Origin of the sequence: Pseudomonas sp. Leaf434 (assembly GCF_001425545.1) — a bacterium.
GTDB lineage: Bacteria > Pseudomonadota > Gammaproteobacteria > Pseudomonadales > Pseudomonadaceae > Aquipseudomonas > Aquipseudomonas siliginis.
Genome location: NZ_LMQZ01000012.1, coordinates 109,535 through 127,897, shown reverse-complemented (window position 1 = coordinate 127,897; position 18,363 = coordinate 109,535). Strand labels below are relative to the sequence as shown.

At 60.4% G+C, this 18,363-nt stretch carries 17 protein-coding genes; 6 read left to right on the top strand and 11 right to left on the bottom strand.

Annotated elements, in window-relative coordinates; all coding sequences use genetic code 11:
* Nucleotides 1–46 precede the first annotated feature (46 nt).
* The 5 genes from ASG55_RS24100 to ASG55_RS24080 form a co-directional block, all read right to left on the bottom strand.
* A complete protein-coding gene (locus tag ASG55_RS24100; RefSeq protein WP_056791011.1) occupies nt 47–922 on the bottom strand; it encodes a metal ABC transporter substrate-binding protein in 876 nt (291 codons plus the stop codon).
* 11 nt (nt 923–933) lie between these two features.
* Entirely contained in the window at nt 934–1,803 is an 870-nt protein-coding gene (locus ASG55_RS24095; protein ID WP_056791008.1) for a metal ABC transporter permease, read from the bottom strand.
* Complete coding sequence (locus ASG55_RS24090) at nt 1,803–2,471, bottom strand: metal ABC transporter ATP-binding protein (RefSeq protein ID WP_056791005.1); 669 nt, start codon at nt 2,469–2,471, stop codon at nt 1,803–1,805. The genes ASG55_RS24095 and ASG55_RS24090 overlap by 1 nt, the downstream gene beginning before the upstream one ends.
* Nucleotides 2,468–3,364, bottom strand: a complete 897-nt coding sequence (gene folE2, locus ASG55_RS24085; RefSeq protein WP_056791002.1) for a GTP cyclohydrolase FolE2 — start codon at nt 3,362–3,364, stop codon at nt 2,468–2,470. Before folE2 ends, ASG55_RS24090 begins: the two co-directional genes overlap by 4 nt.
* 83 nt (nt 3,365–3,447) lie before the next feature.
* Nucleotides 3,448–3,825, bottom strand: a complete 378-nt coding sequence (locus tag ASG55_RS24080; protein ID WP_056790999.1) for a hypothetical protein — start codon at nt 3,823–3,825, stop codon at nt 3,448–3,450.
* Nucleotides 3,826–4,034: 209 nt separating this feature from the next.
* Here ASG55_RS24080 and zigA point away from each other — a divergent pair, with 209 nt between their 5' ends.
* Both zigA and ASG55_RS24070 read left to right on the top strand, forming a co-directional pair.
* Nucleotides 4,035–5,240 (top strand): zinc metallochaperone GTPase ZigA, encoded by a 1,206-nt coding sequence (zigA, locus tag ASG55_RS24075; RefSeq protein ID WP_056790996.1) that lies wholly within the window; start codon nt 4,035–4,037, stop codon nt 5,238–5,240.
* Nucleotides 5,240–5,890, top strand: coding sequence for a DUF1826 domain-containing protein (locus ASG55_RS24070; RefSeq protein ID WP_056790993.1), 651 nt, complete (start codon nt 5,240–5,242; stop codon nt 5,888–5,890). Before zigA ends, ASG55_RS24070 begins: the two co-directional genes overlap by 1 nt.
* A 4-nt stretch (nt 5,891–5,894) precedes the next feature.
* Here the strand turns inward: ASG55_RS24070 and ASG55_RS24065 are convergent, their stop codons facing one another.
* Entirely contained in the window at nt 5,895–6,251 is a 357-nt protein-coding gene (locus ASG55_RS24065) for a hypothetical protein (RefSeq protein WP_056790991.1), read from the bottom strand.
* A 40-nt stretch (nt 6,252–6,291) separates the two neighbouring features.
* Between ASG55_RS24065 and ASG55_RS24060 the strand changes: the two genes are divergently transcribed.
* Entirely contained in the window at nt 6,292–7,257 is a 966-nt protein-coding gene (locus ASG55_RS24060) for a CobW family GTP-binding protein (RefSeq protein ID WP_056790988.1), read from the top strand.
* 6 nt (nt 7,258–7,263) lie between these two features.
* On the opposite strand, the gene ASG55_RS24055 is transcribed toward ASG55_RS24060, so the two are convergent.
* Nucleotides 7,264–7,677, bottom strand: a complete 414-nt coding sequence (locus tag ASG55_RS24055) for a DUF3301 domain-containing protein (protein ID WP_038861179.1) — start codon at nt 7,675–7,677, stop codon at nt 7,264–7,266.
* A gap of 117 nt (nt 7,678–7,794) precedes the next feature.
* On the opposite strand from ASG55_RS24055, the gene pdxY reads away from it, so the two are divergent.
* Nucleotides 7,795–8,667: a pyridoxal kinase PdxY gene (pdxY, locus tag ASG55_RS24050; protein WP_056790986.1), complete on the top strand. Its 873-nt coding sequence runs from the start codon at nt 7,795–7,797 to the stop codon at nt 8,665–8,667.
* A 105-nt stretch (nt 8,668–8,772) separates the two neighbouring features.
* Here pdxY and ASG55_RS24045 read toward each other — a convergent pair whose 3' ends face one another.
* Complete coding sequence (locus ASG55_RS24045) at nt 8,773–9,255, bottom strand: acyl-CoA thioesterase (protein ID WP_016772447.1); 483 nt, start codon at nt 9,253–9,255, stop codon at nt 8,773–8,775.
* 278 nt (nt 9,256–9,533) lie between these two features.
* Between ASG55_RS24045 and ASG55_RS24040 the strand changes: the two genes are divergently transcribed.
* Complete coding sequence (locus ASG55_RS24040; protein WP_056790983.1) at nt 9,534–11,297, top strand: cation:proton antiporter; 1,764 nt, start codon at nt 9,534–9,536, stop codon at nt 11,295–11,297.
* A gap of 21 nt (nt 11,298–11,318) precedes the next feature.
* Here ASG55_RS24040 and ASG55_RS24035 read toward each other — a convergent pair whose 3' ends face one another.
* The 3 genes from ASG55_RS24035 to uvrD all read right to left on the bottom strand — a co-directional run bounded on the left by ASG55_RS24035 (nt 11,319) and on the right by uvrD (nt 15,221).
* Nucleotides 11,319–11,726 (bottom strand): SMI1/KNR4 family protein, encoded by a 408-nt coding sequence (locus ASG55_RS24035; RefSeq protein WP_056790981.1) that lies wholly within the window; start codon nt 11,724–11,726, stop codon nt 11,319–11,321.
* A gap of 135 nt (nt 11,727–11,861) precedes the next feature.
* A complete protein-coding gene (locus ASG55_RS24030; RefSeq protein WP_016772449.1) occupies nt 11,862–12,737 on the bottom strand; it encodes a Tim44 domain-containing protein in 876 nt (291 codons plus the stop codon).
* 300 nt (nt 12,738–13,037) lie between these two features.
* Nucleotides 13,038–15,221: a DNA helicase II gene (uvrD, locus tag ASG55_RS24025; RefSeq protein ID WP_016772450.1), complete on the bottom strand. Its 2,184-nt coding sequence runs from the start codon at nt 15,219–15,221 to the stop codon at nt 13,038–13,040.
* A 256-nt stretch (nt 15,222–15,477) separates the two neighbouring features.
* Between uvrD and ASG55_RS24015 the strand changes: the two genes are divergently transcribed.
* Nucleotides 15,478–18,351, top strand: coding sequence for a GGDEF domain-containing phosphodiesterase (locus tag ASG55_RS24015; RefSeq protein ID WP_056790975.1), 2,874 nt, complete (start codon nt 15,478–15,480; stop codon nt 18,349–18,351).
* The last annotated feature ends 12 nt before the right edge of the window (nt 18,352–18,363 follow it).

Sequence of the window (18,363 nt, the reverse complement as noted above, 5' to 3'; positions counted from 1 at the left end):
TGTGGGAGCGAGCTTGCTCGCGAATAGATCGGAAGTACACCTCAAGTCATGGCCGACTCAACGCCTTGTACAGCGTATTGAGGTTGTATTCGAACAGCCCGGTAAAGGTGCTCGCCGGTCCACTCGCCGCCAGTGCATCCGAGTACAGCGTGCCACCGATGTGTGCGCCGCTTTCATCCGCGATCTGCTTGAGTAGACGCGCGTCCTTGATGTTCTCCATGAACACCGCTTTGACCTTCGCCTGGCGAATCTGTGTGATCAGCGCAGCGACTTCGGCGGCGGAGGGTTCGCGTTCGGTGGACAAACCCTGTGGCGCGATAAAGTCGATGCCATAGGCCTGACCCAGATAGCCAAAGGCATCGTGGCTGGTGACGATCTTGCGATTACCCGGCGGCAGCGCGCCGAGTTTGTTTTTGGCTTCGGCGAGCAGGGCATAGATCTGCTTGAGGTAGGTCTGGCTGTTGCGCTCGTAGTCAGCCTTGTTGGCCGGGTCGGCGGCGATCAGCGCCTTGGTGATGTTGGCGACGTACAACTCAGCGTTCGCCAGATTGTGCCAGGCGTGTGGATCCGCAACGGTCTCGCCGTCTTCATCGAGCGAACGTGGAATCACCCCGCGACTGGCACTGATCACCGTTGCCTTGCTGTCGGTGCTGGTCACCAGGCGATCCAGCCAAGGCTCGAAACCGAGGCCGTTCTTGATGATCACTTTGGCTTCGAGCAGCGCCTTGGCATCGTCCGGTGTCGGCTCGTAGGTGTGCGCATCGGCGTCCGCGCCGACCATGTTGGTAATCTGCACGTGCTCGCCGCCGACCTGATGAACCATGTCGGCAAGGATGCTGAAGCTGGTGACCACCGGCAGTTTTTCGGCGGCCGACAAGGACATCGACAGCATCAGGCTGAACAGCACGAGTAGAGCGCGCATCGGGAAACACCTCATTGGGATGTGAGCAAAGGCGGGCGGCGCAGCAAACCGTGAACCGGTCCAAACACCACCGACAGCAGATAGCCGGCCCCGGCAACCAGGACGATGGCCGGGCCGCTGGGCAGCGAGTAATAGAACGACAGCAGCAAACCGAGCCACACCGACACGCAGCCCATGACGGCGGCGACGGTAATCAGTATTGGCAGACGGCGACTCCAGAATCTCGACGCGGCAGCCGGAAGCATCATCAGCCCGACTACCATCAGTGCGCCGATGGCCTGAAAACCGATCACCAGATTCAGCACGACCAGAGTCAGGAACACGCCATGAGCCAGTGGCCCGATACGGCTTACTGTGCGCAAGAACAGCGGGTCGAGTGTGTCCAGCAGCAGGGGTTTGTAGATCGCCGCCATGGCCATGAGGCTGATGGCCGAGACCCAAAGCATGCCGGTCAGCGTCGGTCCATCCACGGCTAGCGCCGAACCGAACAGCAAGTGCAGAAGGTCGAGGCGCTTGCCGGCGATGCCAAGGATCAAAACGCCGCTGGCCAGTGAGATCGGATAGATCGCGGCGAGGCTGGCATCTTCTCGCAACCCCGTTCGCCGGGTGATCCAGGCTGCAAGTCCGGCCATGCTCAGGCCGGCGCCGAGGCCGCCGAGCGTCAGGGCAGGAAGGCTCAAACCGGCAAGCCAGAATCCCAGCGCTGCACCAGGGAGAATGCCGTGGGCGACAGCGTCGCCGATCAGGCTCATCCGTCTGAGAATCAGAAACACGCCCAAGGGCGCCGTGCTGCACGCCAACACCAGGCCGCCGAGCAAGGCGCGGCGCATGAACACGAATTCGCTGAACGGCTGCCAGAAATGGCTGACGGTGGCGAGCATCAGGCGACCTGCATGTGCGGTGTTGGCTGGATCAGTTCTCGGCTGGTTCCGTACACGCAGTGGCCGTTTTTGATCAACAGGGTATGCGGAATGTGTTGGCGGACAGCCGCCAGGTCATGGCAAACCACAAGCAGTGTCCGGCCTTCGGCGTGCCAGTGGTGAATGTGCTGCCAGAGCAATTGCTGGCCGAGTTCGTCGAGTGCGGCGTGAGGTTCATCGAGCAACAGCACCGGGGCGTCAGCGAGGCTCAGTCGTGCGAGCAGGGCGCGTTGTAGCTCACCGCCGGACAGGGCCATCAACGGACGCTGTTCGAGGCCACTCAAGTGCCAGTCTTCCAATGCGTTTTTCAGTCGCTGCGTGCGCAGTTGCGTCGACAGCCGGCGGCCCCAGAAACCTGCGGCGATGAGTTCTTCCAGGTTTATTGGAAATTGCCGATCCAAGTGCTGCTGTTGCGGCAGAAAGGAAATTCCGCTTTGGCGTGGAACAGCCATTTCCACTTTGCCAGCGAGAGGCTTCTGCAATCCGGCAATGACCTTTAGCAGGCTGCTTTTGCCGCAGCCGTTGGCGCCGATGATGGCGGTCAGGCTGGCGCTCTCGAACTCAAGACTCAGAGGCGTCGTCAGCGGTTGACCGGGAGCGCCCCAGACCAGCGATTGGCAGCGGATCATATTTGCTCCCGCTGCCAGCTGCTTTCGGCGACGGCGTCATGAGCATGCAGGCTTTCGGCGTGGATCACGCGGATATGCAATTGTTTGATGCCGGGTGTGCGTTGCAGTGCCAGGTTGAGGCGGCGCGCGGCGTCTTCGCAGAACATCAGGTTTTGCCCATTGGCGAGTGCGAAGGCTTGCTCGTCGGGGCGCTTTACTGCGGTCTGCACAGCGGTGCCGAGGGCTGCTTCAGCGTCATCGATGATCGCTGTCAGCGGTAGCTCGTCGATGAAATTGTCGAGATGCAGGTGCAGTTGCGCATAGCTACGTTGGCTGTGCGGCGTCGCTACGATCCCTTTGGTCGAGCCAAGCCATGCCAAAACATCGGCATGTTGCAGAGCCTTGTTGGCGAAGTCGTCGATGAATTGCTGCTGGATCAATTGCCTTGCCAAGGCTGCCGAGCAGGGGCATGTCGAGGAATAGGGCACCTCGAGTTTTAGTTCCACGTGGAACATTTGCTGTTTCAGGCTTGCTGAAATGGTTGTCGGATAGGATTTCCAGCCGGCTAGGGGGCTGACTAACGCCGGCCGTTTCAGCAATAAGTCGGTGTGAATGTTCAGATATGCGCAGGCGGATAGACCTTGGTGACTTATCAGAAAACCCTTGAGTACCTGATGCAGCAGAGCGGGAGAAAGGCTTCGCTGTTCGAGGGCTTCGAGTGCCAGATACAAGCGCGACATGTGAATACCACGCGCTTCACCATCATCGAGACTCACGCCAGCGTCGACTCTGGCGCTGAGGCGTTGGCTTTCGAGCACAACGGGTAGGGCAATCCCACGCATGCCTACCCAATCGAGTGGCAGTGCCTGGCGCGCAGATTGGGCGGCAATATCCGGGAGAGTAAGAGCATTCATGGTTGAGACCGTCGTATTGATCTCTATTTACGTTACATTATAACAATCCATTCAGCGATGCTTTTTTCATGAAAAGGTTTTCACTAGCAGCCCGTCATCCGGCTGCAAGTGAATCTGGCGCTGCTCCCTCCCGAGCTGGAAAAACGGTTGATGGTCGTCCAGCCGACACGACGGGTATAGCCAACCCAAGCCTCGCCATCGGAGGCTATGCCGGTAAAGAAGGTTAATTGGCCGAAGCGGCTGTTGGTTTGCGCCCAATAGCGATGGCCGTCCTTCTCGAATCCGCGCAGGTAAAGCGTGGTGCCGACCGTATTGACGCTATAGGCATTGCCGTCGGCGTCTACGCATGCCAGCAAATTAGCGCTGCGTGTGCAGTGCGCAAGCGAGGGCATCTGCGCTTGGGCTTGGCCGGCCAGCGACATAGCAAAGCTCAAAAGCAGGTATTTCAACCCATTGTTCATTGAGAATTTCCACGATCGGTGCTGCGGCAATTTGCGAAATCTCCTGCGTCGGACTGGCAAGCTCAAGTTGTTATACTATAACATCAACCGCCACCAGCCTGAGCTGCCGATCACAATCGTTTGCCTTCATTGTCCCGAGTAAATGGAGCGCAACACGCCAAGCGCACACCTGAAAGCGCAAATCGGCTGCCATTTAAGAGGATTATCCAATGTCAGCCAAATTGCCCGTCACCGTACTTTCAGGATTTCTCGGCGCCGGAAAAAGTACACTTTTGAATTACGTACTACGTAACCGAGACGGCTTGCGTGTAGCGGTGATCGTCAACGATATGAGCGAAATCAACATCGATGGCAGTGAAGTCCAGCGCGATGTCAGTCTTAACCGTGCGGAAGAAAAGCTCATTGAGATGAGCAACGGCTGCATTTGCTGTACGTTACGCGAAGACCTGCTTGAAGAAGTCAGCAAACTCGCCCGCGAGGATCGTTTTGATTACCTGCTGATCGAGTCCACTGGCATTTCCGAACCGCTTCCGGTCGCTGAAACCTTCACCTTCCGCGATGAACAAGGGCAAAGCCTCGCCGACATCGCGCGCCTGGACACCATGGTCACGGTCGTCGACGGCGTGAATTTCCTGCTCGATTACCAGGCGGCCGAAAGCCTTGCCTCTCGCGGCGAAATTCTCGGTGAAGAAGACGAGCGTTCCATCACCGATCTGTTGATCGAGCAGATCGAGTTCGCCGACGTCCTGCTGATCAGCAAAATCGACCTGATCAACCAGCACGAGCGCGAAGAACTTACCGCGATCCTCAAGCGCCTCAATGCCCAGGCTGAAATCATTCCAATGGTGATGGGCGAAATCCCCCTGGAGAAAATCCTCAACACCGGTCGTTTCGATTTCGAGAAGGCCGCACAAGCGCCTGGGTGGCTGCAGGAATTGCGCGGTGAGCACGTCCCGGAAACACAGGAATACGGCATCGCCTCGACGGCCTACCGCGCGCGCCGGCCATTCCACCCGCAACGCTTTTTCAGCTTCATTGACCGCCCATGGCTGAACGGCAAGCTGCTGCGCTCCAAAGGCTTCTTCTGGCTCGCCAGCAAACCCACCGATGCCGGTAGCTGGTCTCAAGCCGGCGGTTTGATGCGGCATGGATTCGCCGGGCGCTGGTGGCGTTTCGTAGCAAAGAATCAATGGCCCGAAGATCAGGAAAGCGTGCAGGCGATCATGGAAAACTGGACTCCAAGCGTAGGAGATTGCCGCCAGGAGCTGGTTTTCATTGGTCAGAACATCGATTTCCTACAGCTCTCCGCCGAACTCGATGCCTGTCTTTTGACCGACGAAGAAATGGCCATGGGTGTAGAAGGCTGGCGTTCGCTGCCTGATCCATTCGGCCCTTGGCAAGAAGAGGCCGCCTGATGCTCGCACTCAAGGATCAGCCGCTTCTTACCCGTCAGCAGCACCAGGGTGTGACACCGCAAACGTTGACGCGAATCCTGGACGACCAGACCAATCTCGCCGTCTGGCAACGCCAGCTACCCGTGCACATCGCCGATTTTGCGCAATTGGTGCTGTCGCTCAACGAGCCCTTGGCCGAGTCGCTGTGTCTGGAATTGCCCGACGAAGATGCCGAACCGGATCTCGCCGGTCTGGCTGCAGGGCTGCGTGATCTGCACGGTTTCGAAGGTTTCATCAGCGACCTCAAATGGCTGATCAGTGCCTTCACCTGCCTGCTGGGCGCGCGGCGTATTGGCGTGCGTTTGCGCGTGCTGGACAAGGCCATGTGTCCGCGCTTCCACGTCGATCACGTGCCGGTGCGCCTGATCACTACTTACGCTGGCATCGGCAGCCAATGGCTTGAGGAGGGTGCGATGGACCGCGCGCAACTTGGCCAGTCCGATGCCGAACCGCAAGATCCAGCGTCGATTCGCCAGCTCAACAGCGGCGACGTCGCGCTGCTCAAAGGCGAAAAGTGGCACGGCAATGAAGGCTTCGGCCTGATCCATCGTTCGCCGCAACCGGCACCCGGTGAGCGCCGTCTGTTGCTGACCCTCGACTGGCTCGGCTGACACATCAGGGCTTGCGCCAGACGCCCTGGCTCTGGCCTTCGCAATATGGCTTGAGATACGCCGTATCGGTGGCCACGCCGTAATAGTGGATATCCTGGCGATAGGGCATATTGGCGACTTGCGCGTTGCTGCACACGCCGAAAGCGCCGCTCGGGCACTGGTCGACGTATTCCACCTCGACCTTCTGCCCGGCCAGCGTCGGTTGGCAGAAGCCGTCATTGAACAATTTCTGCGGAATCGTCCGGTTCTGCTGACAGACTTTGACGTCGAGCCGTTCGCCCTGTGTGTGCACCACGCAGGCCTCGGCCCACGCTTCACTCGACAGCAGCGCCAACAGCAACGACCATCCCGACCAGCGCATCTTCGATCTCCTCAATAACTGTCCGCAGAAAGTACCCGCCATGTTGCAGAACATTCCGACCCACGTCATCGCCGGCCCGTTGGGCGCCGGCAAGACCAGCCTGATTCGCCAGTTGCTGGCGCAACGGCCGGCGGACGAACGCTGGGCGGTACTGATCAACGAGTTCGGCCAGATTGGTCTGGACGCCGCGTTGCTGACTCGCGACGACGATGGTATAGCACTGGGTGAGGTGGCCGGGGGCTGCCTGTGTTGCGTCAATGGCGCGCCATTCCAGATCGGCCTTGGCCGCCTGCTGCGCAAGGCCAGGCCGGATCGACTGTTTATCGAGCCATCCGGGTTGGGCCATCCGGCGCAGCTGTTCAAGCAACTTAACGAGGCGCCGTGGCTGGGCGTGCTTGCGGTTCAGCCCTGTGTTCTGGTTCTGGACGCTCAGGCATTGCACGCGGGTAGGGACTTGCCGGACGCCCAGCAGCAAGCGTTGGCCAGCGCGGGGTTGTTGCTGTTGAACAAGGCGGAAGATCTCAATGAAACAGCTCGAGACAGAATCGCCAGCCAGTTGCCGCCCGTCAGGCTGATCTGGACGCAGCAAGCCCAGCTGCCTCTGAGCGAGCTTCCGGGGCTGGCAGTAAAAGCGAACGAAGGCGCAGGGCATCTGCCGCTGCCCACTGGATTGGCACAGCTGCCAGCGGTCTGGAGCGATCCGGCCGAACCGATTTGCCTGAGTCAGGCGCAGGAGGGGGGGTGGAGCATCGGTTGGCGCTGGCATCCGCAGCAGGTATTTGATCAAGCACGCATCGCCTATTGGCTGAGCGCGCTCGACTGGAACCGGGCGAAACTGGTTATCCACAGCACGGATGGCTGGGTTTCGGGCAATGCCCTGGAGCATGCCGAGCTGAGTTGGCAAGCCAGCGAATGGCGAAAAGACTCAAGAATCGAGCTGATCTTCGCTGAACCGCAGAACATCGAACAGCTGCAAGCCGGTTTGGCTGAATGCCGGATTCAGTGAGTCAGCTCAGGGCTTCCACTTGGTATGTTCCTGGCGCCACTGGCTCAGCTCGATGACTTCTGCGCGAGGCTTGTGCACTTCGACCACCGGCGGCGTGTCGTCGAACGGCGCCGGGTAGGGCGCCAGTTCAATCTGCGCACTGTGCGCGCCGAACTGGGTGACGGTGCCGTTGTGGCGGCTTTCGCCAGTCACGGTGAACTCGAAGTTGTAGACCCGTGCCAGTCGCCTGCGACCGTTGGCATCCCTGATCAGCCCGATCTTTTTCAGCGCGACGTTACCGTCCAGCAGCTCGACGCCGACATTGGTGCAATGCTGTTTGACCCGCTCCAGCGCGCGCTCGCGCAAGCCGTGGTTGTGCCATAGCCAGGCACCGGCGGCGGCGAACAGCATCAGCACGAAGATGTTTTCCAGGGTCAGCATCGACATCGAACTCCAAAAGATGGCGTCAGCTTAACTGTCTCGCCGGTCTGTCGTACAGGCTGTGTTTCGTCGCATACTGCGCGGCTTGAATTTCAATCGTTTTACGGAATGACCCGAATGAAACGTACGCCTCATCTGCTCGCCATCCAGTCCCACGTGGTGTTTGGCCACGCCGGCAACAGCGCTGCGGTTTTTCCGATGCAGCGGGTCGGGGTCAACGTCTGGCCGCTCAACACCGTGCAGTTTTCCAACCACACCCAGTATGGTCAGTGGGCCGGTGAAGTGCTGGCGCCGCAGCAGATCCCCGAGCTGATCGAAGGCATCGCTGCGATTGGCGAGCTGGGCAATTGCGACGCGGTGCTGTCCGGCTATCTCGGTAGCGCCGCGCAGGGCCGGGCGATTCTCAGCGGTGTGGCGCGGATCAAAGCGGTCAATCCGAAGATGCTGTATCTGTGTGATCCGGTGATGGGCCATCCAGAGAAGGGTTGCAGCGTGCCCACCGAGGTCAGCGATTTCCTTCTCGGTGAAGCGGCTGCCGTGGCGGACATCATGTGCCCGAACCAGTTGGAGCTGGACAGTTTTTCCGGGCGCAAGCCGCAGTCGCTGTTCGATTGCCTGGCGATGGCACGGGCGCTGCTGGCGCGCGGACCGAAAGCGGTACTGGTCAAGCATCTGGATTATCCGGGCAAACCGGCGGATGGCTTCGAAATGTTGTTGGTGACGGCTGAGGGCAGTTGGCATTTGCGCCGTCCCTTGCTGGCGTTTCCGCGTCAGCCGGTGGGGGTGGGCGATCTGACATCCGGCCTGTTCCTGGCGCGGGTGCTGCTGGGCGACAGCCTGCTGGCAGCATTCGAATTCACCGCAGCGGCAGTGCATGAGGTGTTGCTGGAAACCCAGGCGTGCGCCAGTTACGAGCTGCAACTTGTGCGGGCGCAGGATCGCATTGCGCATCCGCGGGTGAAATTCGAGGCTACCGCGATCAGTCTGTAATCTCGTCGTTGTTCAAAAAAGATCGCAGCCTTCTGCAGCTCCTACATGGGTTTGCATTCCAAAATGTAGGAGCTGCCGAAGGCTGCGATCTTTTGCTTTTTGGTCTCAGGCGTCGCCCTTGATCTCCTGATAACGCTTCTCCAGCTCCTGACGAATCTGCCGGCGCTGCTGCGCCTGCATGAAGCGGCGTTTGTCTTCGCTGTTCTGCGGTTGCAACGGCGGCACGGCGGCCGGTTTGCGCTGATCATCCACCGCGACCATGGTGAAGAAGCAGCTGTTGGTGTGGCGTACCGAGCGTTCGCGGATGTTTTCGGTGACCACTTTGATGCCAACTTCCATCGACGTGTTGCCGGTGTAGTTGACCGAGGCGAGGAACGTCACCAGTTCGCCGACATGAATCGGCTCGCGGAAAATCACCTGATCCACCGACAGGGTCACCACGTAGCGCCCGGCATAACGGCTGGCGCAGGCGTAGGCCACTTCGTCGAGGTATTTGAGCAGGGTGCCGCCGTGGACATTGCCAGAGAAGTTGGCCATGTCGGGGGTCATCAGTACCGTCATCGACAGCTGGGCGTTTCCGGGTTCCATAACGTTCTCACGGATCAAGGCTGATAGCAGGAAGCGCCTCTGCGGGCACCTGGTGGCTTTTCAAGAAGCACCGTTATCGGGACGCCGCGCGGCGGGCCGCCGTCACGCCGGTAGCGATCTGTTTCCATATATTGCACCGGCTTCCAGAGCGAAGTCGCGGTGTTAACCTGCAAAAGCCCTGCCCAAGGGCAATTCCTACATTAAAAGCGGATTTTTACCCTGCTCGCGCAGAACGTCTGACGTCTGTCCGCGCGCCTCGTCATCAAGGAGCCTACGCCATGCATGCCATCAGTTTCATTCAGGATCTGGCAGTGATCATGCTGGTCGCGGGCGTGGTAACCGTACTGTTTCATCGTTTCAAACAACCGGTGGTGCTCGGCTACATCGTCGCCGGCTTCATCATCGGCCCGCATACGCCGCCGTTCGGCCTGATTCACGACGAAGAAACCATCAAGACCCTGGCCGAACTCGGGGTGATCTTCCTCATGTTCTGCCTTGGCCTGGAGTTCAGCCTGCGCAAGCTGTTCAAGGTCGGCGCCACGGCGTTCATTGCCGCGTTTCTCGAAATCATCCTGATGATCTGGATCGGTTACGAAATCGGTCGCTGGTTCGACTGGAACACCATGGATTCGTTGTTCCTCGGCGCGATTCTGGCGATCTCCTCCACCACGATCATCGTCAAAGCGCTGAATGATCTGAAGATGAAAAACGAGCGCTTTGCGCAGTTGATCTTCGGCGTGCTGATTGTCGAGGACATCCTTGGCATCGGCATCATCGCGCTGCTGTCGAGCATCGCCGTCAGCGGCACGGTGAGCTCGGGCGAAGTGTTTTCCACGGTCGGCAAGCTGTCGCTGTTCATGATCGTCGCGCTGGTCATCGGCATTCTGTTGGTGCCGCGTCTGCTGGCTTATGTGGCGAAATTCGAAAGCAACGAGATGCTGTTGATCACCGTACTCGGCCTGTGTTTCGGCTTCTGCCTGCTGGTGGTCAAGCTTGAATACAGCATGGTGCTCGGGGCTTTCCTGATCGGCGCGATCATGGCCGAGTCCCGGCAATTGCTGAAAATCGAGCGACTGGTCGAGCCGGTTCGCGACCTGTTCAGCGCAATCTTTTTCGTCGCCATCGGGCTGATGCTCGACCCGCTGATTCTCATCGAATACGCCTGGCCGATCGCGGTGATCACCGTGGCCGTGGTGCTGGGCAAGATGTTGTCCTGCGGCCTCGGTGCGTTTATCGCTGGCAACGACGGACGGACCTCACTGCGGGTCGGCATGGGTCTGTCACAGATCGGCGAATTTTCCTTCATCATCGCCGCGCTGGGCATGACCTTGCAGGTGACCAGCAACTTCCTCTACCCGGTCGCTGTAGCCGTGTCGGTGATCACCACGCTGCTGACGCCGTACCTGATTCGCGCGGCGGATCCGTTGTCGATCAAGCTCTCGGCAGTCGTGCCCAAGCGTCTAGGGCGTGTACTCGGCATGTATGGCGAATGGTTGCGCAGCATCCAGCCGCAAGGTGAGGGCGCGCTACTGGCGTCGATGATCCGACGGATCCTGTTGCAGGTCGGGGTCAATCTGGCGCTGGTGATTGCGATCTTCTTTGCCGGCGCATATTTCGCCGAGCGCATGTCGTTGTGGCTGCAGGACTGGATCAGCGATCCGAGCTGGCAGAAGGCACTGATCTGGGGCGGTGCGTTGCTGGTCTCGCTACCGTTCCTGATTGCGGCTTATCGCAAGCTCAAGGCGCTGTCGATGCTGTTGGCGGAGATGGGCGTCAAGCCGGAGATGGCCGGGCGTCACACACAGCGAGTGCGCCGGGTGATCGCCGAAGTGATCCCGATTCTCTCGCTGCTGGTGATTTTCCTGCTGTTGGCAGCCTTGTCGGCCAGTATCCTGCCGACCAACAAGCTGCTGGTGCTGATCGCAGTCGTGGCGGCCGCCGTAGCGGCGCTGCTCTGGCGCTGGTTCATCCGCGTGCATACGCGGATGCAGGTGGCCTTGCTGGAAACCCTCGACAACCATAAGGAATCGTCGGGGCATTGACCTACAGGGGCGTTTGGCGGCTCAGCTTTCCAGCCAAACGTCCCGCGCCCAGTGCCACACCGATTCCCAGGTTTCTTCAGCAATCAGTTCTTCTTCGGCCTGCCACAGCACCACGGTGCCGTCTTCTTCGACACAGTAGTAGTCATCGCCGTCCTGACAGATCGGGATCAAGCTGCGATCAACACCCGCGTCCCATGCATTGGCCGCCACGTCCGGCAGATAGGTGCGCGATTGCGGATCAGTGACGGTCACCGGCTCGAGGCTGCCATAGACCACATCGCTGACGGTCAGCAAAAATTCTTTGAAGACGAACGGAATATCGATGAACAGTTGTTCTTCGATTTCTACCAGCAGGTCTTCGTCAGGCAATTCCAAAGGAACCGGTACGGGTTCGTTGGCTTCGCGCAGTTGTTCGATGATTTCTTCCACGTCCGGGATCCTCTTGCTGAATGGCGCGGTTTATATGGGCCGGTTTATACAGTAGCTCGCCATAGATGCAACCGTGAAATGAAAAACCCCGGCCGAGGCCGGGGTTCTGTTACCGCAAGTGAAGCGCAGCAGGGATCAGCCGTTCTGGCGGATACCGGCGACCAGCCAAGGCTGGTTGTCGCCCTGCGGACGTTCCATGTTCCAGCTTTCGCTGAACACTTCGCCCTGGTCGAAACGCGAGGTTTTCGACACGCCGGTGAAGGTCAGGGTGGCGATGGTCTTGTCGGCACGATCGTCGACGCCGTCCAGCTGCACCTGCAGGTTGTCGATGTAGGTCGACTGGAAGCCATCGCCCAGATCCGCACGCTCACGCTTGAGGAACTCAAGCATTTGCGGGGTCACGAACTCGGCGATCTTGTCCATTTCGTTGGCGTCCCAGTGCTGCTGCAGCGACTGGAAGTGGCTACGCGCAGCTTCAAGGAAACGCTCTTCGTTGAACCAGGCCGGTGCGTTGATCACTGGACGGGCGGCAGCCGGAGCAGCCGAACCACCGAAGATCGAACCCATGGCGGCAGGCTTCTGCTCGAACACTTCACGCTGCATCGGCGCGCCGGCCGGAGCGAATTGCTCCTGCTGCTTGCGACGACGGGCGGCGATGAAGCGGAAGATCACGAACGCGATCAGGGCCATGATCAGGATGTCGAAGATCTGCATGCCCTGGAAACCGTCGCCCATGAACATCGACGCGAGCAGGCCACCGGCGGCGATGCCCGCCAATGGGCCGAGCCAGCGCGAAGCACCGCCGGCCTTGGCCGCGGCGCCAGCAGCACCGGCAGCGCCAGCGGTCGCTGCTGCGCCGCCCACGCCTGGAGAAGAGGGAGCCATCTGGCTGGTCTGGTGCGTCGGCGCAGCGCCGGCGCTTTTGCCACCACCAAAGCGCTTGGCGTTGGCGTCGAGGCTCATCGTCAGGCCGATGCACAACGCCATGGCGATGCTAAGAAAACGTTTCATAAAGGGTATTCCCGTTTTGTGGAGACACGCGCGCCATGTTGCACAGCTGAAGTGTTACTGGCTAGCGAGAGAGTGTTTCGGGCTTTTGCCTGACAGGTTGCGTTCAGCTTGGCGAGGCAATCAGCCGATGTACTTTTGTCTGTAGGAAAAGGCGATAGGTTCAGAGGGATTGATGCACTTGCGTCGCATAACCTGTGGGAGCGAGCCTGCTCGCGAAGGTGTCGTGTCAGGCAAATGATTGCTTGATGACACAGCGCTTTCGCGAGCAGGCTCGCTCCCACATGGGTTCAGTGCCGGTGATTAGATCGCTTCCAGCTTGGCATAGCCGAGCATCAGCCACTTGCTGCCTTCGCTGAAATTCACCTGCACCCGGGCCTGGGCGCCGGAACCTTCGAAGTTGAGGATCACCCCTTCGCCGAAGATCGAGTGACGTACGGCCTGACCGAGCACAAAACCGGTTTCCGGAATCTCGCTGCCGCTGAACAGGCTGCTGCCGCTCATCGACTGGTTGCCGCCGAACGGTCGGCTGACGCTGTTGGACAGGCGCACTTCCTGAATCAGGCCTTTCGGCACTTCGCGGACGAAACGCGACACCTTGTTGTAGGTTTCGCTGCCATACAGGCGCCGGGTTTCGGCGTAGGTCATGACCAGATTCTGCATCGCCCGGGTGATACCGACGTAAGCCAGACGCCGTTCTTCCTCGAGACGCCCCGGTTCTTCCAGGCTCATCTTGTGCGGGAACAGGCCTTCTTCCATGCCCACGAGGAACACGTAAGGGAATTCCAGGCCTTTGGCGCTGTGCAGGGTCATCAGCTGCACGCTGTCTTCGTGCTCGTCGGCCTGTGTATCGCCGGCCTCCAGCGAAGCGTGGCCGAGGAACGCCGCCAATGGCGTGAGTTCTTCGTCCTCTTCGGTGTTCTCGAAGTTACGTGCGGCGCTGACCAGTTCCTCAAGGTTTTCTACCCGGGCCTGGCCTTTCTCACCTTTTTCCGCTTCGTGATAAGCGATCAGGCCGGATTGCTCGATGACGGTTTGCGTCATCAGGTGCAGCGGCATCTCGGCGCACTTGGCGGCGAGGTTCTCGATCAGTTCGATGAACGCACCGAGCGCACTCGCGGCGCGCCCGGTCAGGCCTTTGTTGGCCACCAGTAGGCGCATCGCTTCCCACATCGACACGTCGCTGTGTCGCGCATGCTCGCGGATCGCTTCGACGGTTTTCTCGCCGATGCCCCGCGCCGGTACATTGATCACTCGCTCCAGCGCCGCGTCGTTGCCACGACCTTCGAGCAAGCGCAGGTAGGCCATGGCGTTCTTGATTTCCGCGCGTTCGAAGAAGCGCTGCCCGCCATAGATGCGGTACGGGATGCGCTCGCGCAGCAGGGCTTCTTCGAGCACCCGCGACTGGGCGTTGGAGCGGTACAGAATCGCAATATCGCTGCGGGCAAGGCCGGTTTTTAGCGCGCTTTCGATGGTTTCCACCACGTAACGCGCTTCGTCGTGTTCGTTGAACGCGGCGTACAGATTGATCGCTTCGCCATCGCCGCCATCGGTCCACAGCTCTTTACCGAGGCGCCCGGTGTTGTTGGCGATCAGCGCGTTGGCGGCTTTGAGGATACCGGCGGTGGAGCGGTAATTCTGTTCCAGACGAATCGTTTCGGAGTCCGGGAAGTCCGAAGAGTACTGATGGATGTTCTCGATCTTCGCCCCGCGCCAGCCGTAAATCGACTGGTCGTCGTCGCCGACCACCATCAGGCTGTCGCCGCCCTTGCCGAGCAGGCGCAACCAGGCGTACTGCACGGCGTTGGTGTCCTGGAATTCGTCGACCAGAATATGCCGGAAGCGCTTTTGGTAGTGCGCCAGCAGGCCCGGGTGATCGCGCCACAGATCGAGCGCGCGCAGCAGCAGTTCGGAGAAGTCGATCACGCCAGCCCGCAGGCACGCCGCCTCGTAGGCTTCGTAGATGCCGCGCATGGTAGCGAGGAACAGGTCGCCGCTGGCCTGAATGTGTTGCGGTCGCAGACCTTCGTCTTTCTGGCCGTTGATGAACCACTGCGCCTGACGCGCCGGCCAGCGTTGCTCGTCCAGGCCCAGCTCGCGGATCACCCGCTTGACCAGACGTTGCTGGTCATCGCTGTCGAGAATCTGGAAGGTCTGGCTCAGGCCCGCTTCCTGCCAGTGCGCCCGCAGCAAGCGGTGCGCGAGGCCGTGGAAGGTGCCGACCCACATGCCGGCCGGGTTGATGCCCAGCAACTGCTCGATGCGATGGCGCATCTCGGCAGCGGCCTTGTTGGTGAAAGTCACCGACAGGATGGAGTGAGGTGAGGCGTTTTCGACCTGGATCAACCAGGCGATACGGTGCACCAGCACTCGGGTTTTACCGGAACCGGCGCCGGCCAGGACCAACTGACGGCCAACGGGGGCTGCTACGGCCTGGCGTTGGGCATCGTTGAGGGAGTTCAGCAGAAGGGAGAGATCATCGCGCATCGGGGCATTCTAGGGTGCGCCGCAGGCCCGGGCAAACCGTGCGTTGCATTAGCCGATGAAAGTGCTGCCGATGACGACCGGTCGGTCACTGGCTGCAGGCTTCGGCCCGTCTCGCCTGAGGGGTTGCAGCGGTGCGCAAGCGGCGGAAAATTTCCCCGCAATTGTGATCGGCAGCAGTTTGGCATCGGGATCGGCTTGTGTATGCTCCGTCCACGTTTCGGGCGCACGCCCTCCTATAAGAACAAGAACGTTGCCCATGATCCTCAGCGCCGAACTGTCGGGGCCCTCCGTGGACCCCCGGGTGATCCGCAAGCACTATGCCGTCGAAATGGCGGTGGAGCGCACGCGTCTGCTGTATCAGGGCTCGTTGTTGCCCACGCTGTTCATGTTGATCAATGGTCTGGTCTGCGCCGCTTTGCTCTGGAGCCCGCAGCGCTACTTCGTGGTCAGCGTCTGGCTGGTGTGGCTGCTGTCGCTGGTCGCGCTGCGGGTGATTCAGGTGGCCGCGTTCGATTCGGCGATTCCCGATCGTCAGGCCCAGCCGATCTGGTTCCGCATGTTCCTGCTCGGTTCGACCATGACCGGCCTGACGCTGGCGGGAGCCGGCATCGCTCTGGTACCCGCTGACAACTTCATGCAGCAAGCCTGGGTGTTCGGCCTGATCGGCGCGGCAACGCTGTCCGCCAGCGTCGCCTACGCGGTGAGCCTGCCGGCGTTCCTCTCGTTTACCTTGCCGTGCCTGCTGCCAGCGATCGGCTACCTGTTCTGGGGCGGCGACGATCAGGCGCGGGGCTGGGGCTGGCTGGGTCTGATCCTGCTCGGTTCGCTGAGCGTGGTGGCGTGGCAGGTCAATCGGCTGATCGACCGTGGATTGCTGCGGCGTTTCCAGAATCAGCACCTGATCGAGCATTTGCAGCAAGCGCAGACGCGCAGCGAACAACTCAATCATGAGCTTGGCAAAGAGATCGAACAGCGCCGCTGTGCCGAGGCGCAATTGCGTGAAGCGCAGGTCGATCTGGAAGATCGCGTGGCCCAGCGCAGCCGCGAACTGGATGCCGCCAATCAGGCCCTGAGCAAAAGCGAAGCGCGCCTGGCGCTTGCGCTCAAGGCCAGTGAGCTCGGATTGTGGGACTGGAACCTGCAGACCGACGAAGTCCATCACACACAGATTCAGGAACTGTTTGGCCTCGCCCCGGAGTACGTCACCGCGCTGCTGCGCGACCTCAAGCCACGACTGCACCCCGAAGACGTGCCGTCACTCAAGTTCGCCCTGGTCGAGCATTTGAAGGGGCGCACCGAGGATTATCAGGTTGAGTATCGCCTGCGCCACGGCGACGGCCACTGGGTGTGGATCGAGGACCGTGGCCGCGCCGTAGAGCGCAGCGCCAGCGGCCGGGTGATCCGCATGGTCGGCACTCGCCGCGATATCAGCGCCAGCAAAAGCCTTGAAGAGCAGCAGCGGCTGGCGGCCACGGTGTTCGAAGCGGCCAGCGAAGGCATCGTGATTCTCGACCCGAACTACGCGCTGATTGCGATCAACCAGGCGTTCAGCCGGGTCACCGGTTACGAGATCGACGACATGCTCGGGCGCAACGTCGTCGAGTTGCCCTGCAGCCGCGATGCCCATCGCCACTATGTGGCGATCCGGCATGCACTGGAGCAGCACGGCAGTTGGCAGGGTGAGTTGGTGGAAACCCGCAAGAACGGCGAGTTGTACCCGCAGTGGTTGCAGCTCAACGCGGTGCGCGACAGCCGGGGCAATGTCAGCCATATTGTCGGCTTCTTCGCCGATCTCTCGGCACGGCGTGCGTCGGAAGAACGCCTGCGTTATCTGACCCATTACGATGAGCTCACCGGCCTGGCCAACCGTTCACTGTTCCGCGAACGCCTGCACGAAGCCCATCAGCGGGTGCGGCAGGGCGGGCGCCGCAGTCTCGCATTGCTGCACATCAATCTGGATCGTTTCAAATTGCTCAATGACAGCCTCGGCCATGAAGTCGCCGATCAGCTGCTGCAAAAAATGGCGCGGCGGCTGGTCAATGCCTTGCCTGAGGCCGACACCATTGCGCGCTTGTCCGGAGACGAGTTTGCCGTACTGTTCGATGCCTACGGCAATCTGTCGAGCCTGGCACGGGTAGCGACGCGGTTGTCGGCCAAGCTGCGTTTGCCGCTGAGCGTCGACGGGCATGAACTGGTGGTCAGCGCTTCGATGGGCATCAGCCTGCTGCCGGACAACGCGCGGGAGATTTCCGCGCTGGTCAGCCAGTCGAACATGGCCATGCAGCATGCCAAACATCTGGGCGGCAACAATTTCCAGTTCTTCACCGACAGCCTGCAAGCCAGCACACTCGAACGCTTGCAGCTGGAAAACCACTTGCGCCGAGCCATTGAAGAACAGCAACTGACAGTGTTCTACCAACCGAAACTGTGCCTGCAAACCGGCCGCATGAATGCCGCTGAAGCGCTGGTGCGCTGGGATCATCCGAGCATGGGCCAGGTGCCGCCGGCGGATTTCATTGGCCTGGCCGAAGAGACCGGTCTGATCGGGCCGATCGGCGAATTCGTTTTGCGTCAGGCGTGCTGGCAGGCGTGCGAATGGCAACGGCAGGGCCTGGCGCCGATCCGCGTGTCGGTGAACCTGTCGGTGCATCAGCTGCGCCAGGGCAAACTGGTCAGTCTGGTCCGGCAAGTGCTGGAAGAAACCGGGCTGGCGCCGCACTACCTCGAGCTGGAGCTGACCGAGAGCCATTTGCTCGACAGCGTCGAACACATCATTGCCACATTCCAGCAACTGCGCGATCTGGGGGTGAAACTGGCGATCGATGATTTCGGTACCGGGTATTCGTCGTTGAGTTACCTCAAGCGCATTCCGGTGGATTACGTGAAGATCGATCAGGCGTTCATTCGCGGCTTGAGCGAGGGCAGTGCGGACGCGGCGATCACTCGCGCGATCATCGCCATGGCTCACGGACTGGCCCTCAAAGTCGTCGCCGAGGGTGTCGAGCGTGAGGATCAGCTGGCATTTCTGCGCGCCGAACGCTGCGACGAAGTGCAAGGTTATCTGATCAGCCGGCCGGTGGACGCTGCCCGTCTGGCCGGGCTTCTGCGTGATCAGGCCAATCCGCAGTAAGGGCTACATGCA

Coding starts and splice junctions, on each gene's coding strand:
- ASG55_RS24100 (WP_056791011.1), bottom strand. CDS start 922: ATGCGCGCTCTACTCGTGCTGTTCAGCCTGATGCTGTCGATGTCCTTG.
- ASG55_RS24095 (WP_056791008.1), bottom strand. CDS start 1,803: ATGCTCGCCACCGTCAGCCATTTCTGGCAGCCGTTCAGCGAATTCGTG.
- ASG55_RS24090 (WP_056791005.1), bottom strand. CDS start 2,471: ATGATCCGCTGCCAATCGCTGGTCTGGGGCGCTCCCGGTCAACCGCTG.
- folE2 (WP_056791002.1), bottom strand. CDS start 3,364: ATGAATGCTCTTACTCTCCCGGATATTGCCGCCCAATCTGCGCGCCAG.
- ASG55_RS24080 (WP_056790999.1), bottom strand. CDS start 3,825: ATGAACAATGGGTTGAAATACCTGCTTTTGAGCTTTGCTATGTCGCTG.
- zigA (WP_056790996.1), top strand. CDS start 4,035: ATGTCAGCCAAATTGCCCGTCACCGTACTTTCAGGATTTCTCGGCGCC.
- ASG55_RS24070 (WP_056790993.1), top strand. CDS start 5,240: ATGCTCGCACTCAAGGATCAGCCGCTTCTTACCCGTCAGCAGCACCAG.
- ASG55_RS24065 (WP_056790991.1), bottom strand. CDS start 6,251: ATGCGCTGGTCGGGATGGTCGTTGCTGTTGGCGCTGCTGTCGAGTGAA.
- ASG55_RS24060 (WP_056790988.1), top strand. CDS start 6,292: ATGTTGCAGAACATTCCGACCCACGTCATCGCCGGCCCGTTGGGCGCC.
- ASG55_RS24055 (WP_038861179.1), bottom strand. CDS start 7,677: ATGCTGACCCTGGAAAACATCTTCGTGCTGATGCTGTTCGCCGCCGCC.
- pdxY (WP_056790986.1), top strand. CDS start 7,795: ATGAAACGTACGCCTCATCTGCTCGCCATCCAGTCCCACGTGGTGTTT.
- ASG55_RS24045 (WP_016772447.1), bottom strand. CDS start 9,255: ATGGAACCCGGAAACGCCCAGCTGTCGATGACGGTACTGATGACCCCC.
- ASG55_RS24040 (WP_056790983.1), top strand. CDS start 9,534: ATGCATGCCATCAGTTTCATTCAGGATCTGGCAGTGATCATGCTGGTC.
- ASG55_RS24030 (WP_016772449.1), bottom strand. CDS start 12,737: ATGAAACGTTTTCTTAGCATCGCCATGGCGTTGTGCATCGGCCTGACG.
- uvrD (WP_016772450.1), bottom strand. CDS start 15,221: ATGCGCGATGATCTCTCCCTTCTGCTGAACTCCCTCAACGATGCCCAA.
- ASG55_RS24015 (WP_056790975.1), top strand. CDS start 15,478: ATGATCCTCAGCGCCGAACTGTCGGGGCCCTCCGTGGACCCCCGGGTG.